The organism is Stappia sediminis (genome assembly GCF_009826895.1).
GTDB lineage: Bacteria > Pseudomonadota > Alphaproteobacteria > Rhizobiales > Stappiaceae > Hongsoonwoonella > Hongsoonwoonella sediminis.
The window spans coordinates 156318-173500 of the sequence record NZ_WUMV01000001.1 but is presented as its reverse complement, the minus strand read 5'-3'; the positions used below and the strand labels follow the sequence as shown (position 1 = coordinate 173500).

12 protein-coding genes are annotated in these 17183 nt (G+C 60.6%); 4 read left to right on the top strand and 8 right to left on the bottom strand.

What is annotated here, in order from left to right:
• Positions 1-7: 7 nt before the first annotated feature.
• Positions 8-1102 (bottom strand): NAD(P)/FAD-dependent oxidoreductase, encoded by a 1095-nt coding sequence (locus GR183_RS00830; RefSeq protein ID WP_160773693.1) that lies wholly within the window; start codon positions 1100-1102, stop codon positions 8-10.
• A gap of 86 nt (positions 1103-1188) precedes the next feature.
• Positions 1189-1854, bottom strand: a complete 666-nt coding sequence (locus GR183_RS00825; protein ID WP_160773692.1) for a helix-turn-helix transcriptional regulator — start codon at positions 1852-1854, stop codon at positions 1189-1191.
• Between the two features lie 119 nt (positions 1855-1973).
• On the opposite strand from GR183_RS00825, the gene GR183_RS00820 reads away from it, so the two are divergent.
• Positions 1974-3431, top strand: coding sequence for an MFS transporter (locus GR183_RS00820; RefSeq protein WP_160773691.1), 1458 nt, complete (start codon positions 1974-1976; stop codon positions 3429-3431).
• Positions 3432-3437: 6 nt separating this feature from the next.
• Here the strand turns inward: GR183_RS00820 and GR183_RS00815 are convergent, their stop codons facing one another.
• From GR183_RS00815 to GR183_RS00800, 4 genes are all read right to left on the bottom strand, one after another.
• Positions 3438-3731 carry a GYD domain-containing protein gene (locus GR183_RS00815; protein WP_160773690.1) on the bottom strand — a complete coding sequence of 98 codons (294 nt, stop codon included), beginning with the start codon at positions 3729-3731 and terminating at the stop codon, positions 3438-3440.
• A 188-nt stretch (positions 3732-3919) separates the two neighbouring features.
• Complete coding sequence (rpoD, locus tag GR183_RS00810) at positions 3920-5917, bottom strand: RNA polymerase sigma factor RpoD (protein ID WP_160773689.1); 1998 nt, start codon at positions 5915-5917, stop codon at positions 3920-3922.
• Positions 5918-6458: 541 nt separating this feature from the next.
• Complete coding sequence (gene dnaG, locus GR183_RS00805; protein WP_160773688.1) at positions 6459-8432, bottom strand: DNA primase; 1974 nt, start codon at positions 8430-8432, stop codon at positions 6459-6461.
• Between the two features lie 167 nt (positions 8433-8599).
• A complete protein-coding gene (locus GR183_RS00800) occupies positions 8600-9055 on the bottom strand; it encodes a GatB/YqeY domain-containing protein (RefSeq protein ID WP_160773687.1) in 456 nt (151 codons plus the stop codon).
• 246 nt (positions 9056-9301) lie between these two features.
• On the opposite strand from GR183_RS00800, the gene carA reads away from it, so the two are divergent.
• Positions 9302-10510, top strand: coding sequence for a glutamine-hydrolyzing carbamoyl-phosphate synthase small subunit (gene carA / locus GR183_RS00795; RefSeq protein WP_208999715.1), 1209 nt, complete (start codon positions 9302-9304; stop codon positions 10508-10510).
• A gap of 102 nt (positions 10511-10612) precedes the next feature.
• Here the strand turns inward: carA and GR183_RS00790 are convergent, their stop codons facing one another.
• Positions 10613-11068, bottom strand: a complete 456-nt coding sequence (locus GR183_RS00790; protein WP_160773685.1) for a MerR family transcriptional regulator — start codon at positions 11066-11068, stop codon at positions 10613-10615.
• Between the two features lie 619 nt (positions 11069-11687).
• On the bottom strand, positions 11688-12794 hold the full coding sequence (locus tag GR183_RS00785; protein WP_160773684.1) for an AraC family transcriptional regulator: 1107 nt from the start codon (positions 12792-12794) through the stop codon (positions 11688-11690).
• Positions 12795-13233: 439 nt separating this feature from the next.
• Here GR183_RS00785 and GR183_RS00780 point away from each other — a divergent pair, with 439 nt between their 5' ends.
• Positions 13234-13605, top strand: coding sequence for a helix-turn-helix domain-containing protein (locus GR183_RS00780; RefSeq protein WP_208999714.1), 372 nt, complete (start codon positions 13234-13236; stop codon positions 13603-13605).
• Positions 13606-13862: 257 nt separating this feature from the next.
• Positions 13863-17171: a carbamoyl-phosphate synthase large subunit gene (carB, locus tag GR183_RS00775; protein WP_160773683.1), complete on the top strand. Its 3309-nt coding sequence runs from the start codon at positions 13863-13865 to the stop codon at positions 17169-17171.
• Positions 17172-17183: the final 12 nt, after the last annotated feature.

The window sequence follows — 17183 nt, the reverse complement described above, 5'->3', positions numbered from 1 at the left end:
GCCCGCCTCAGTCCCGCGCCTCGAGCCAGATACGCATGGCATCCGTATCGCCGGAAAGCACCCCTCCAGCGATACGCCGGCCGACCGCCGCGCCGAACTTGTAACCATGGCCGGAGCAGGCTGAAACGACCGTCAGCCTGCCTTCGCTTTTCGCGAAATAATGCTCGTCTTCCGTGAAGGTATAGGCGCAGGTGACGACATCGCTGACGCTATATTCGGCAATACGGGCGAACGGCGGGCCGAAATAATCGCGGATTTGCTCGCCCTCGCCTTCCAGCGCGACGCGATTTTCATCCGGCGCGCTTTCGTACTTGTGAATGCCCGCCCCGACCTTGAGCCCCGTGCCGGCAACCGGCGGAAGCACGTATCCATCCACCGTGCCACCCACATCGAGAATGACCGGCGCGTTTTCCCAGGCTTCCCGCAGGTCTTCAGGTGGCGTTAAGTAAGCGACCGCCGTGCGATACGTCGTGAGTTCGGAGGCCAGCTCCGGCATGAGCCCGAGAACCCAGGCGCCCGCCGTCACGACGACATGGTCCGCCGTAATTTCCTCATCATTTTCAAGCCAGACCGAACCGGCGACATCGACCGCCGCGACCTTCGCGTTCTCACGGAGATCGACGCCGTTTTCAAGCAACCAGCGCTTCATGGATGCCGCGATCTTCTGGCAGAGCAACACCCCGCCTTCCGGGCTGACGGCGGCAAAGCGGATCGTGCCAGCATCAAGAAAGGGAAAGCGGCGCGCGGCCTCTTCGGGCCCCAGTTCCTCGAACGGATAGCCGCCGGCGACAAGCCCGTCGCGGTATTCCTCCGCCTCGTCCCCTTCCGTCTGGGAGACAAGCAGGAAGCCGGTGTCGACAAGATGTTTCTCGCCGAGGTCTGCCCACATCTCGTCCCAGGCCTCATAGGCCTCGTCGATCCGGCGCTGATAGCCGCCTTGTCCGCCATAGGCACGGCGAATGATGCGATGCTGGTCTCCCGAAGCGCTCAAAGGGTTGGGCACGGGCCCCTGCTCGAAAAGCGTGACCTCGGCACCGCGCTTGGCAAGCGACCAGGCCGTGGAAAGGCCCGCAATTCCGGCACCGACGACGATCACCCGCATGAGGACTTCCTTTCACGATTCGCAAGGTATTTCGCGAAGACCGTATCCAAGACGCAAGAAGCTGCAAGCGATGAATGATCGAGACGTCATTCCGCCAAAGCAGAGGTGGCGGGTTCTTTCACGGGCAAAATCAAGTAGGCGCAGCGCCGTGCACCTGCAATGATGTGTTCCTCACGCTCGACCGTCACATCCGGCCCGAGAAGCATGCGGAACAGCGCCAGCTCGGAACGGCAGAACCCCTGGCATTTGCGGGCCGCCGAGCAGATCGGGCAGTGGTTCTCGACAAGACGGAAACCGCCTTCGGGAAGCGCTTCGACCTCGGCCATGTAGCCTTCCTGCGTGCGCCGTTCGGCAAGCTTTTCGAGCTGCGCCTTCAGCCCGCCGGCACTGGTGAGCGCCTGCCCATAAACCTCACGCATGCGCGCTTCGCGCTCGCAAATGAGCTTTTCGAGCCCCTCTTCGCCAAAGACCGAGCGGACGGCATCGAGCATCTCCAGCGTCAGACCCTCATGATTGTCCGGAAAACGGTTGTGGCCCTTTTCGGAAAGCGCCCAGTAGCGCTTCGGCCGGCCAACCGTCTCGCGGCGGTCCTCGTAGCGAACGAGACCTTCCGCCAGAAGGCGGTCGAGATGCTGACGAACGGCCACCGGCGTCACCGAAAGCCTTCCGGCAAGACTTGCGGCGGTGAGCGACCCGCGCGCCTTCAGCGTCTGCAGGATCAAACCGCTCGTCCGGTCCGTTTCGATCGCCATCGTTCGCGGCTCCCGGCCATTCGTTCGTGCCATGCGATTTCAGACATATTTAAAAAGTGTTGCCTTGTCAAAATCAGGCGAATATAGAAAGAAAATACTTTTTTTATGAGGTAAGCGAAATGTCCTTCTCCGATACGCGCCATTCCACCCTCCGGCGGCGATATGCCGGTATTTTTTTCGACCTCACCGGCCAGGCGCGATGGCTTGCGAGCCTTACGCTTATCCTCGGTGTCGGTTCGCACGCGGTGAACGGTTTCGTCACGGCCGCAGCCCTTCCCGACATCATCCGCGAACTTGGCGGCCAGGAGCGGGCGTTCTGGGTCTTCACGCTGTTTCAGGTGGCGGCGATCGTGGCCGGAACGATGACGGGCACATTGAAGGCGCGGCTCGGCGCGAAGCCGCTTTTCATATTCGCGACGCTCCTGCTTCTCGCGGGGTCGCTGGTAGCCGGGCTTGCCTTATCGATCCCCGGCCTTTTGGCCGGAAGATTTGTGCAGGGCTTCGGCGAAGGCATGATCATGGCGCTCTGTTACATCGTAATCCCGGACCTTTTCGAGGAGCGCGCCGTACCGGCCGTCTATTCGCTGCTTTCCGCCGTTTGGGCGCTCGCGGCAGGAGCTGGCCCGCTCATGGCTGGTATCCTGATCGAGACATGGTCCTGGCGGGCGGCCTTTCTCGCCAATGTTCCGCTGACAGCGCTTCTTCTTATGCTGGCTCTCGCCGTGATCCCAAGCGCCACTCGCGAAAAAGCCGAGATTTCAGACAAGGCCAAGGCAGCCGCGATCCCCCGTCTGTTAATGATCGCCATCGCGGTCACGCTCATCAGTTTCATAGGAGAGATGAGCGACCCGAAAGCCATCGTGACGGTGCTGGCAGCGGGATTAGGCCTTATCGTCTTCACGCTTTATCTGGACGGGCGGTCCGCCCTTCCCTTCGTGCCGAAGGGGGCCTTCCGCCTCGCCGGCATTCTCGGCCTCAGCGTCTGGATCAGGCTCATCATGTCGTCGTCCAACGCGATCCGGGGCGTCTATTACACCGGCATCGGACAGTCGCTCTGGGGCCTGAGCGTGACACAGGCGAGCTATGCCTCGACGCTGACCGCCTTTTCCTGGACGATTGCGGCGTGGCTCGTCGCGGGCGTCAGCGATCCGGATGCGCAACGCCGGTTCATTCGCCTCGGCACGATATCCTCGGCTATCGGACTTGCCACCGTCGCGTGGGCACTTTTCATGCAGTCGTTTCCGCTCTTCGCTGTCGGTTCGATCGCCTGCGGCGCGGGATTCGGGATGAGCTACCTCTTCCTCAGCAAATCCATCATCTATGCCACGGAAGGGGCCGAGCGCGATCGCGCGGCGGGCATCATCCCGACGCTGACATCCGCAGGCGTCGCCATAGGCGCCGCGATCACCAGCCTCTTCGCGCTGCAATTCGGCCTGAGCGAACCTGGAACCGGCGAACTCGTGACACGCGAAGCCGCAATAGCCTCGGGTCCGCCGGTGTTCCTCGTCATGGCAGGCTTCGCGGCACTTGCGATACCTCTGGCGTTCGCACTGCCTAAGTTGCGCAGAGCCGGCTAAGAAGTGTTACCCGAGCGAGTTGATGATCTCGCGATAGGCAGATTCCGGGAATGCCTTCACCGTTCGCGTGCGGATGTTTCCGGTCTGGCCGAGCATAAGCACCATGCGCGCGATCACCGCATCGTCGGGTGCCTCGCAGATCGCCATCATGTCGAATTCGCCCATCGTGAGATAGAACTCGCGGAAGTTTCCGCCCATGTCGGACAGCATCTTCTTGGCCGCGTCGAGCCGCCCGGGAGAATCCTTGACGTTCTTGATCCCCTGATCGGTCCAGCTGACGAAAACGATGTAGATGGTCACGACACACCTCCCTTGGCGCGGCACGCGCACCAAAGGTGTCCTGGCCAGCACCGTCATCGCCCCCAAATCGCCCCGAAAACTATGCGCCTTGGAGCAATGACCGGCAATGCGGGAAAGACAGTACGCTACCATAAGAAAAAGCCCGGCCAAAACGGCCGGGCTTTCGATGATTTCCGCTTCGTGCCGCCTCAGCTGTCGAGGAAGCTGCGCAGCTTGCGGCTGCGAGACGGATGCTTCAGCTTGCGAAGCGCCTTCGCCTCGATCTGGCGGATACGCTCGCGCGTGACCGAAAACTGCTGGCCAACCTCTTCCAGCGTGTGATCGGTGTTCATGCCGATGCCGAAACGCATGCGCAGCACGCGCTCCTCGCGCGGGGTGAGCGAGGCGAGAACCCGCGTCGTCGTCTCGCGCAGGTTCGACTGGATAGCCGCATCGATCGGCAGGACCGCGTTCTTGTCCTCGATGAAATCTCCGAGGTGCGAATCCTCCTCGTCGCCGATCGGCGTTTCGAGAGAGATCGGCTCCTTGGCGATCTTCAGGACCTTGCGGACCTTCTCAAGCGGCATCTGCAGCTTTTCGGCCAGCTCCTCCGGCGTCGGCTCGCGGCCGATCTCATGCAGCATCTGGCGCGACGTACGCACGATCTTGTTGATCGTCTCGATCATATGCACCGGAATGCGGATCGTGCGCGCCTGATCGGCAATAGAGCGGGTGATCGCCTGCCGGATCCACCATGTGGCATAGGTGGAGAACTTGTAGCCGCGGCGATATTCGAACTTGTCGACCGCCTTCATCAGGCCGATGTTGCCTTCCTGAATGAGATCGAGAAACTGCAGGCCGCGGTTGGTGTATTTCTTGGCGATGGAAATAACCAGGCGAAGGTTCGCCTCCACCATCTCCTTCTTGGCGATGCGCGCTTCACGCTCGCCCTTTTGCACCATGGAGACGATGCGGCGGAATTCCGCGGTCTCAAGGCCCGTTTCGGCGGCAAGCGTCTGGATTTCCTGGCGCAGGTCCCGGATCTGGTCCTTATCGCCCGCCACGAACGCCTTCCAGCCGCGTGTGGAAAGATTGGCGACCTTGCGGATCCAGTTCGGGTCAAGCTCGTTGCCCTGGTACTGCTTGAGGAAATCGAGCCGGTCGACACCATGGCGTTCGGCAAGGCGGACGAGCCGCCCCTCATAGCCCATGAGCTTCTTGTTGATCTCGTAGAGCTGCTCGACAAGCGCGTCGATACGATGCTGGTTGAGCGAAAGGCTCTTCACATCGACGATGATGTCTTCCTTGAGCTTCTTGTAACGGCGCTCCTGGGAAGGCGACAGCGTCTTGTTGGCGAGCTTGTTCTCGACCAACTGATCCTGCAGGCGGCGCAGCTTCTTGTACTCATCCGCGATACGGTCGAAGGTTTCGAGAACCTGCGGCTTCAGCTCCGCTTCCATCGCCGAAAGCGAGACGTTGGCCTCGAATTCGTCGTCGTCATCCTCACCATCTTCGCCATCGGTGGAGGATTCTCCGGATTCGTCGTCGCCCTGCGGCTTCGCCGAGGCCTCTTCCTCTTCTTCCTCATCGTCGTTGGCCGCCGCCGGCCCGGCCTTGGCGTCGGGCCCGGCGTAGGTCGCCTCAAGGTCGATGATGTCGCGCAGCAAGATCTTGCCGTCGTTCAACTCGTCGCGCCAGATGATGATCGCCTGGAAGGTGAGCGGGCTTTCGCAAAGGCCCGCGATCATCGCCTCGCGGCCGGCCTCGATGCGCTTGGCGATCGCTATCTCGCCCTCGCGCGACAGAAGCTCCACCGATCCCATCTCGCGCAGGTACATGCGCACGGGATCGTCCGTGCGGTCCGTCGGCTCGCGCGCCGTGGTCGTCTTGGCAACGGCGCCGCTGCTTGCGGCGACGAGATCGCCACCCTCGCTTTCTTCCTCGGAAGCGGCTTCCTCCGCCTCCTCGGCTTCCACCACGTTGATGCCCATGTCGGAAAGCATCGCCATGGTGTCCTCGATCTGCTCGGAGGTCACTTCCTCGGAAGGGAGAACCTCGTTCAACTCGTCATAGGTCACATAGCCGCGCTTCTTGGCGAGCTTTATCATCCGCTTTACCGCGGCATCCGAAAGGTCCAGCAGCGGACCGTCTGAATTTTCAGATGGTGTTTCCTGGGTTTCTTCCGCCTGAGTTGCCTTGGCTACCATGTTTGTCTCCGGCTCCGCCGATTCGCGATCGGCGTCATGTACCCGCTTGGCGCGCGAAGCCCGCCGCTCCGCTCTCGATCAGGCGGTTTCTCCAGCGGCGCGAAAAATCGCCGCCGCCAAAACGAAAAAAATCCCGATCGCGCCCGCTCAACCTTTCGGTCTGTTTATATGCGGTCCGTTAAGTCCCGCTTAACTCTGTCGAAATTCGTCCCTCTGCCCCCACCGGCGGAAAAGTCCATTCAATCAGCGCGCTTATCGCGATTGAACATACGCGAAAAGCAGCGCGGTTTTCCGCACTGGCAAGGTTCCCGGATTGTCGGCAGCCAATCTCGTGTTTCGCCCGTGGATGGCCCATAGGTCCAATGATGCCCAGCGTTCGGCGCTCGTTGCTGCCTTTCGACTATTTAACGCGGCCACCGAGAATCGCAAGAGTGATTCGCGAAAGGTCAACGTCGATTTTTCCGCGGTCCACTCACTCGCTCGCGCCTTCTTTTTGCGCGAAAGGCCGAAGCATGACGGCCGGCACACCGTAAAAGGCGCTTCATCCGGCCTTGGCGAACACAACCGATTGCCCTGTTTCACGCAGTTTTCGGCCACGTTCGGCAAGTTCCTGCTCATCGCGCGCGCACTCCTCGCGACGGCGGGAAAGATCCTGCGTCAGCGCCTTGATCCTGTCCCACGCCGCGTCGTCGAAATCTTCGTCCGCGCTGGCCATTTCCTGCTCAAGTTCGCGTTCGAGCGCGCTCGTCTCCAGAACGTCCAGGAAATGAAGGAACAGATGCTCCACAAAATCCTCGGGCGGGTCGTATCGAAGTACGGGAAGGCGCTGGATCAGGTCCTGGAAACGCGCCCGAACGGCCTCGGCGGGCGCCGATCTCGTTTCGACAGCCTCGGGCATATCGAGGGCTTCCGACAGAATTCGATAGAAACGCTCGTCCAGCTTGTCGAAGAAATCGCTGACCTGCGCGCTATCGAGTTCGGTCGCCACGCGGCACAATTCATCCCGGAACCGGCCATGAAGCTCATCATGCAGCGGCAACTGCGAGACACGTTCCACATGACGCTCGAACAGGCCCGGATACTTCAGGCAAAGCCCGCATAGCGTGCGCTCCGTTCCGAACATCGGACCGTCCGGGCGCTCTAGCCGGTCCTTGAGGCCCGGTTCCGTGAACTGGCCAGCCCCACGCCCGCGCCCCTGCCCCCTGGCGAAGCCTCGCGCGGCGCGCGACTGCTCGAAAAAAAGGTTCGAGAGCCTTAGCCTGATATCGAGTTGATAACGCCGGCGAACACGCTCGTCCTTTATCTGGCGGACGATATCCTCAAAGCGCTTCTCAAGCGCCGCCTTGCGTTCGGGCGTATCGATTTGCGCAACGGAAGCCTCGCGCTCCCACAGGACGTCGATAAGCGGCTTGGCGCCGGACAAGGCTTCCCGAAAGGCCGGTGCGCCGCCGGCGCGGATCAGATCGTCCGGATCCTTTCCGTCCGGCAGGAATACGAAATTGAAGGAATAGCCGCTTCTCAGCACCGGCGCGATACGGTCCAGCGCGCGATGCGCCGCCGACACACCGGCAACATCGCCGTCAAAACAAATGATCGGCTCCGCGGAAAGCTTCCAGATGCGTGCAATCTGCTCTTCGGTGAATGCCGTCCCCAGTGTCGCGACCACGGCCGGAAAACCTGCCTGCCATATGGCAATCGCATCCATATAACCTTCGGCAACGATCGCCTGACCGGATTTGAAGGCGGGCTCTCGCGCGCGGTGAGCGTTGAAGACAAGTGCGCCCTTGTGAAAAAGCGGCGTTTCCGGCGAATTCAGGTATTTCGGCTGACCATCGGGGTCGAGCGTGCGCCCGCCGAAGGCGACGACGCGGCCGCGATCGTCCTGAATCGGGATTATCAGCCGGTTGCGGAACCTGTCGTAACTTGCCCGCCCGTCGTCCGGCTTGATGACGAGGCCAGCCTCGATCATATCCGCCTCGTCGACGCCCCTGGAAACCAGATGCCGCTTCAAGGCGTCGCGACCGTTGGGCGCGAAACCGAAGCGAAACTCCTTCAGCGTATCGCCCTTCAACCCGCGCCGGGCGCAATAGTCCCGCGCCGCGGCACCGCCTGACGTTGCGAATTCGGCCTGGAAGAACCTCGCCGCCATCTCGCAAATTTCGGCAAGGCTGGCGCGGCGCTGCTCGCGCTTTTCGGCCTGCGGATCGGGCTTCGGCAAGGCGACGCCCGTCTGCTCGGCAAGACGCTCCACCGCTTCGGGAAAGCTCAGGCCCTCGGTATCGGTCAGAAACCGGAAATGGTCCCCGGACGCGCCGCAGCCGAAGCACTTGTAGCGTCCGCGCCTGTCATCGACGTGGAAGCTCGGCGTCTTTTCCTGGTGAAACGGGCAGCAGGCCCAGAAATCGCCACGCGCGGGCTGCGTCTTGCGCCGGTCCCAGCTCACACGGCGCCCGACCACATCGGAAAGCGGCAGCCTTACGCGAATTTCATCGAGCAGGGACGGCGGAAAACGCATCAGGATTCCAGATCGGCTGGTTAAGGGACATGAGCAGACTAAAACACTTGGGCGCGGAAGCCGACGCTCAATTCACGCCTTGCGCACCACCAAGGCGGATAAACGCAGATTTCGAGACGAGCACCCTGTGAATTGCTGTGCAACGCTGTGGATGAGGAAGGGGTGCACTATTCGCTGCGCAGCAGATCCTTCACAACGCAGCTTGCGCGGGTGAAGTCCATCTGGCCGGGAAAGCGCTCCTTCAACGCGCTCATGCAGCGGCCCATATCGCGAAGCCCATGGGCATTGATATCGCGCACCACATTTTCGCAGTGCCGGCGCATTTCCTCTTCGTCGAACTGACGGGGAAGGAATTCGCGAATGATATCGCTTTCCTGGCGCTCCTGTTCGGCCAACTCAAGCTGGCCCGATTCCTCGTAATCGCGCACCGATTCCTCGCGCTGGCGCATCATCTTGCGCAGGATTTCGATGACTTCGACGTCGGTCAGCCCGTCGCCGCCCGTTTCCCGGGACCGCAAGTCCCTGTCGCGGATCGTCGCCTGGACGAGGCGCAGCGTCGCAGCGCGCCCTTTCTCGCCTTTCTCAAGCGCGTTCTGCAGGGCGGAATTGATCTCTTCGCGCATTCAATGCTCCACCGGCTGTCGGGAGAATCGGCTCACCAAAGGGCAAATGCCAGAAAAATCCCTCCAACGATATGGCTAACCCGTTGATTTTGCGGAATTTTCTTTAGTGACCTCGTGGTTGACCGCTACGGTCGTATCCCCTAGAGTGCCGGCCTTGATGCGCCCCGTTCCCGGTCGGCCTGCGAATCGATATCGAAAGCCGGCTACGGAGCGTTGAGGCGCATGATGTCATCAACCGGATGAAGAATGCAAGACATGACGAGCGCTGACGCATGGTCCGCGACGCCGACAACGGCCGTACTCATTCTCGCCGACGGAACCGTCATTGAGGGACAAGGCCTCGGCGCGACGGGCCAGTCCGTGGGCGAGGTGTGCTTCAACACCGCCATGACCGGCTATGAAGAGATCCTGACCGACCCCTCCTACGCCGGCCAGATCATCACCTTCACCTTTCCACACATCGGCAATGTCGGCACCAACGAGGAAGACATAGAGACGGTCAACATGGCCTCCTCTTCCGGGGTGCGCGGCGCCATCTTCAAGGCCGACATAACGGATCCTTCCAACTACCGCGCGACGAAGCACCTCGATGCCTGGCTGAAAGCGCGCGGGATCGTCGGCCTTTGCGGCGTGGACACCCGTGCGCTGACCGCCCTGATCCGCGAAAGAGGCCTTGCCAATGCAGTGATCGCGCATGCGCCAGACGGCGTGTTCGACATGGATGCGCTGAAGCAGGCGGCACAGGCATGGCCGGGCCTAGACGGGATGGACCTGGCCAAGGACGTGACCACCGCCCAGAGTTTTTCCTGGGACGAAACGCCCTGGGCCTGGGGCAACGGCTATGGCCGACGCGAGCGCGAAAGCTTCAATGTCGTCGCTCTCGACTACGGTATCAAGCGCAACATCCTGCGGCTTCTTGCCGATACCGGCTGCAAAGTGACCGTCCTTCCGGCGACCGCGAGCGCGCAGGACGTCCTGTCCCACAACCCGGACGGGGTGTTTCTGTCGAACGGACCGGGCGACCCGGCAGCAACTGGCGAATATGCGGTCGAGACCATCCGAAAGGTGGTTGACGAAGGCCTGCCGGTTTTCGGGATCTGCCTCGGCCACCAGATGCTCGCCATCGCGCTCGGCGCGAAGACCACGAAGATGCACCAGGGTCACCACGGCGCGAACCACCCCGTTTTCGACCGCACGACCGGCAAGGTCGAGATCACGTCGATGAACCACGGATTTGCCGTCGACGCGCAAACCCTGCCCGGCACGCTGGAGGAAACCCACGTTTCGCTGTTCGACGGATCGAACTGCGGCATCCGGCTCAAGGACAGGCCCGTCTTTTCCGTGCAATACCACCCGGAAGCTTCGCCGGGCCCGCGCGACAGCCACTACCTGTTCCGCCGCTTCGCCAATCTCATGCGTGAGCGCAAAGGAATTGCGTCGGAAGCGGAACGCTGACCCGCGTGCCGACTGCCTTTCCATGAACCGAAAACGCCCGACCGAAATCTTCGGCCGGGCGTTTTCGATTTACATTGCCGGCGGATGCCGGCATCGGCCTGATCAGGCGGCGTCGCCACCCGTGTCGATCAGCGTGTCGAGCGAGGCGACAACGCCCTGCATTTCGGTGATCTGCTCGTCGACCTGAGCCTGATGCTCGCGCAGGATGCCCTCCTGATCGGCGCAGATCTTGCGAAGCTGGCGCAGCTGCTCGATACGCGGCAGGTTGCCTTCGACGATCGCGATCACGCGGCGGATCTCGCCAAGCGTCAGCCCGATCTTCTTCGCCTGGAGGATGACCTTCATCCGGCTCACGTCATGCGGGCGATAGTAGCGCCGCGCACCTTTGCGCACCGGATTGAGGAGGCCCTTCTCCTCATAAAAGCGCAGCGTGCGCAAAGTTACGTCGAACAGATCCGACATTTCGGAAATGGCGAGAAGCTTTTCCTCGCCGCCTTCCTTGACGATAGGCCCCGCGATATCGGGAGCGTCCAGAATTTTCGTTGCCAGGTTGCTCATAGTCTTGCCCGTTCCGTTTTGCCCGTCTGAAGGCGTTTTTGTTTCGACCGATGCAGCTGTCAGCTTCGCGCCCCGCATCGGATCGAGCAGGACTATGCCACTCTATGCATTTGCATTCTTTTTCATTTCACGCCAATTCGTTATCTTTGGATGCGTTACAATTCTGCTATCCATGCGTATATAATAAACTTTCCGTGAAAGAAAGTTATATAAATCGTATATTTCGTTATCTATTCAGAATTTGACTGGGTTCAATTTGGAAAATATTAAATACTTCAATTATAAAAGCCAAGTATAATAGATTTTTTTCGAATTTTCGATCAATATTTGCAGAAATATACAGTCTTGCCCCAAGGACAACTCTAAGCGCGGCTTAATTTATCATGATATAATGCAATGTGTTTTGCGCGTTACTTGCCGCAACGGCGCATTCTCGCAATGCCACAAAGACCTCCGCATTCTCTCGATATCGGCAAAAATCCCATCGTTACACGCGACGTAACACCGAATTTAACCCCAAAATCGAACGAATTCGCGGAATCGCGGCCCGAAACGCCATCCCCGCACCTTTCGCCGGGGCAGATATGCTCGAATCGCCCGCCCGATTTGCCGGATTGTCTCACTGTGCCGCAGCGGACTGTCTTTCCTTGCGATACTCCTTCGGCGAGCGGTCGAACCATCGCCTCGCAGCGCGGGTAAAGTTTCCCACCGCCTTGAACCCCAACCTGTAGGCGATATCGGAAATGGAAAGATCCGTCGCCGTGAGCAGGTCCTCGGCGGCTTGCCGGCGAACCTTGTCATGAAGCATCTGAAATGTCGCACCTTCGTCGGACAGCCGGCGCTGCAGGCCCCGTTCGCTCAAGGCCATATTGCGCGACACCTTGGAAAGGGTCAGGTCGGGATCGCTCAGGTCCGCGGCAATCGCCTCGCAAGTGCGTCCAACCACTGAATGCACCCTGCGCTTGTCGGCAAGCCGGCGCCGGTTCAATTCGCCAAGAGCGACAAAAATGTCGTTGTTGGCGCGCAAGTTGGGCGTATCCAGCGCGGATGTCTTGACCCTGATCCGGTTGAATGGCGCGTCGAACGAAATCGCGGGCCCGAAAAATTCCCGATACGGTCCGGCATCTACCGGCTCGTCACGGTTGAGTTCAACGCTCACAACAACGTCCAAACCGCCGGTCAAAACCGAGATCCTCCGGCAGTACGCCCCGGCAATACGGTCGGTAATCTGATTGCGGCAGCTGATCGAATAAGGGAAGGCCCACTGCAGCGCCGTCGTCGCACCTTCGCTGACGCATTCGGCCATTGCCAGGTCATGACTGACCGAAGCGCAATTCGCGAGGACATCGATCGCCGACCGCAAATCGGGAGCATATTTCGCCGCCATGCAAACGGTATCGTCAGCACCCTGGCAATCTATCGGATCAGGCAATGTCTCGATCAGCCACTTCGTCCAGTCGAGTGCGAAGGTCTCGCACCCCGCACGGGTGGCCAGGGCGTCCAGCAGCCTTGAGAAATCATCCAGGCGGATGTAACTGCCAAGCGGCGGCCGGGCGGGCACGTTGCTCAAGCGGTACTGCTTCAGGAATGGCGAGAGCGGGATATCGAGAACCGCGCAATATTCCGGCAATCCGACAAGCTCGCGCGCCTGAATGAGATGCGCTTCGCTATCGCCGCCCGTAAGGAGCAAGCCGAAATCAGTGTCGCTGGTCGCCAAATCGAGCATGCTTGTCGCAAGGTCTTCAATGATATCGGGTCGAAATTCGAGTCCTTCAAAGCTAAACCGCCTTTCCTGCGGCATCGATCAACTTTTCGCGATACGAATTTGCCGCCGGAAGGCCGGCCGGACGGATACAAATCCTTGACAAGATTGACTTCGCGCGACGAACGTCCGATTGATAGCAGGTCGCACTTTTTGCGCTTTCGCCCTGGTGTGGCGAATTTGAAATACGCCTCACAATAGCAGCTGCCTCCGGAGCGTATTTCAAATTCGAAAACCACACTGGAAACTTAAATATCCTAGGGTCCAGACCCTAGTCACCCTTTTGAATCCGAAGTTCGTTCAGAGCATGCCGAGCAAAGAGACGAACTTCAGATTCGGGTGACTGGAAACCGAATACCGTTCGCATCCAGTCGAAAGTGGCGCGCTGTTCGAAGACGCAAGAATGAACAAGACGGAACGCAAGGACAAGGAAGCCCCCCTCATGAGCCCGGACCAGTTCCGCGCCTGGCGGAAGGGGCTTGGGCTTAAACAGAAGGACGCGGCGGAGCGGCTTGGGCTGAAAAAGCGGATGATCCAATATTATGAAAAGGGCGACCGAAACGGCCGTCCCGTGGAAATTCCCAAGTCGATCCGCCTGGCCTGCTATGCCTTGACCAAGGGCATTGGCGATTTCGATGGCACCGCGCCGGTGCCAACTTCCTTCGAACCGCCGTCGGATGCGCTTGCCGCAGACGTCGAGTCCGGCCACGGCCGGCAAAGTGCCGACAGTTCCGCCGAAAGCGCAAGGATTCATCGTTCCGAGACGAAGATTTAATGCGCCGAATGCAAGTGCCGGCTTCAGCGCAGGGGCGCAGGACGATTAAAATCGACGGGGCGCGCGGCTCTTGCTTGCGCGGGAAACACACGATCTTCGCTTTGGGCTGGTGAAAATTCCTGAGTACTCCGCCCGTTTACGGGGTTTCCCGAAGGTCTTTTTTTCCCTATAAGGCCCGCTCAGCCGACGAAAAAAAAGTTCCCCTCCCGCCGCGCGGTACCAAAAGCGACCTGCGCTCGGGTTTTTGCGAGCAAACGATGCCCAAACGCACCGACATCTCCTCCATTCTCATTATCGGCGCGGGCCCGATCATCATCGGTCAGGCCTGCGAGTTCGATTACTCCGGCACTCAGGCCTGCAAGGCGCTGAAGGACGAGGGATACCGAATTATCCTCGTCAACTCGAACCCGGCGACGATCATGACGGATCCCGAGCTGGCGGATGCGACCTATATCGAGCCGATCACGCCGGAGATCGTCGCGAAGATCATAGAAAAGGAGCGCCCGGACGCGCTTTTGCCGACCATGGGCGGGCAGACGGCGCTCAACTGCGCCTTGTCGCTGCGCAAGATGGGGGTGCTTGAAAAATTCGGCGTGGAAATGATCGGCGCCACCGCCGAGGCGATCGACAAGGCGGAAGACCGCGAGCTTTTCCGCGAGGCGATGACCAAGATCGGCCTTGAAACGCCGACATCCGTCCTGGCGCACAACATGGTCGAGGCGGTGCAGGCGCTGGAAAAGATCGGCCTGCCGGCGATCATCCGCCCGTCGTTTACCCTTGGCGGAACGGGCGGCGGCATCGCCTACAATCGCGAGGAATATTTCGACATCATCGAGCGAGGCATCGACGCATCACCCACCAACGAGGTGCTGGTGGAAGAAAGCGTGCTCGGCTGGAAGGAGTACGAGATGGAGGTCGTCCGCGACAAGGCGGACAATTGCATCATCATCTGCTCCATCGAGAACATCGATCCGATGGGTGTTCACACCGGCGATTCGATCACCATCGCTCCTGCGCTGACGCTGACGGACAAGGAATACCAGATCATGCGCGACGCATCGCTTGCGGTGCTGCGCGAGATCGGTGTGGAAACCGGCGGCTCGAACGTCCAGTTCGCGGTCAATCCGGAAAACGGGCGGCTGATCGTCATCGAAATGAACCCGCGCGTGTCCCGCTCCTCGGCGCTGGCTTCCAAGGCGACCGGCTTTCCGATCGCCAAGGTCGCCGCCAAACTCGCCGTCGGCTACACGCTCGACGAACTTGAAAACGACATCACGGGCGGCGCGACGCCCGCGTCCTTCGAGCCGACGATCGACTATATCGTTACCAAGATACCGCGCTTCGCCTTCGAGAAGTTCCCCGGTGCCGAACCCACGCTGACCACGGCCATGAAATCCGTCGGCGAAGTCATGGCAATTGGCCGCACCTTTCCCGAAAGTCTGCAAAAAGCGCTGCGCGGACTGGAAACCGGCATGACCGGTTTCGATGAAATCGAAATCCCGGGCCTTGGCCACGACGACGACCGGAATGCGATCCGCGCGGCCCTCGGCGCGCCGACGCCCGACCGCCTGCTGAAGGTTGCCCAGGCGATGCGCGAAGGCGCCGACCTCGACCTTATCCACGAGGCCTGCAAGATCGACCCCTGGTTCCTCGAACAGATCAAGGCGATCGTGGATACGGAGGAAAAGGTGCGCAGGCTCGGCCTGCCGCAAACGGTCGATCCGCTGCGCCGGCTGAAGGCCATGGGCTTTTCCGATGCCCGCCTTGCCACGCTCGCAGGCGTCAACGAAGCGGATGTCGCCAAGCTCAGGCGTTCGCTCGACGTGCACCCCGTCTACAAGCGCATCGATACCTGCGCGGCCGAATTCGCCTCGCCGACGGCCTATATGTATTCCACATACGAGGTTCCCTTCGCGGGCAAGCTCGCCGACGAAGCGGCCCCTTCGGAGCGCAAGAAGGTCGTCATCCTCGGCGGCGGGCCGAACCGCATCGGCCAGGGCATCGAGTTCGACTATTGCTGCTGTCACGCCGCCTTCGCGCTGCATGACGCCGGATTTGAGTCGATCATGGTCAACTGCAATCCGGAGACGGTCTCCACGGACTACGACACGTCGGACCGGCTCTATTTCGAGCCGCTGACGGCCGAGGACGTCCTGGAAATCATTCGCCTGGAGCAGACAAAAGGCACGCTGCACGGCGTCATCGTCCAGTTCGGCGGCCAGACGCCGCTCAAGCTCGCCCAGGCGCTGGTGGAAGCGGACGTTCCGATACTCGGCACCGCGCCCGACATGATCGACCTTGCGGAAGACCGCGATCGCTTCCAGAAACTGCTTTGGAAGCTCGATCTGAAGCAGCCGGACAACGGCATTGCCTATTCAGTGGAACAAAGCCGGCTTGTGGTTGCCGACCTCGGCCTGCCGGCGGTCGTGCGCCCGTCGTACGTTCTCGGCGGCCGCGCCATGCAGATCATTCGCGACCAGGAAGCCTTGAACTCCTATCTCCTCGGCACGCTGCCGGAACTCGTTCCAGGTGACGTCCGGGCGAAATACCCCAACGACAAGACCGGACAGATCAACACGGTCCTCGGCAAGAACCCGCTGCTCTTCGATCGCTATCTCGACGGAGCGATCGAGATTGACGTCGATGCGCTGTCGGATGGCGAGGATGTCTTCATCTGCGGCATCATGGAGCATATCGAGGAGGCCGGGATCCATTCCGGCGACAGCGCCTGTTCCCTGCCGCCCTATTCCCTGTCCGACGAGGTGCTGGACGAGCTCAAGCGTCAGACCAGGGCGCTGGCGCAAGGCCTACAGGTCGGCGGCCTCATGAACGTCCAGTTCGCCATCCTCAACGGCGACATCTTCGTGCTTGAGGTCAATCCACGCGCCTCGCGAACGGTGCCCTTCGTGGCCAAGACCATCGGGGTGCCGATCGCCAAGATCGCGGCCCGCGTGATGGCGGGCGAAAAGCTCGCCTCCTTCGGACTGACGGAAGCCACGTATGACCATATAGCGGTGAAGGAAGCGGTCTTCCCGTTTGCCCGCTTCCCCGGCGTGGACACCGTGCTCGGACCCGAGATGCGCTCCACCGGCGAGGTCATGGGCCTGAACGGCACGTTCGAGGCCGCCTTCGCGAAGTCCCAGATCGGTTCCGGAACCCGGGTTCCGACCGAAGGCCGCGTCTTCATTTCCGTACGAGACGCCGACAAGGAACGCGCGCTCGATCCGGCGCAACGGCTGCAGGCGGCCGGTTTCTCCATCATCGCAACGAGCGGGACGCAAAGATTTCTTGAGGAAAACGGAATTCAGTGCGCCAAGATCAACAAGGTGCTTGAAGGCCGGCCTCACATCGTTGATGCTATCAAGAACGGAGATGTCCAGCTCGTCTTCAACACGACCGAAGGCGCGCAGGCCCTTTCCGACAGCCGGTCTCTTCGCAGAGCCGCGCTGCTGCACAAGATCCCCTATTATACCACGATGGCAGGGGCGATCGCGGCAGCCAAAGGTATCGAGGCATATAAGTCCGGCAACCTTGAAGTGAGACCCTTGCAGTCCTACTTCGCCTAGGTCGGCCCGCAT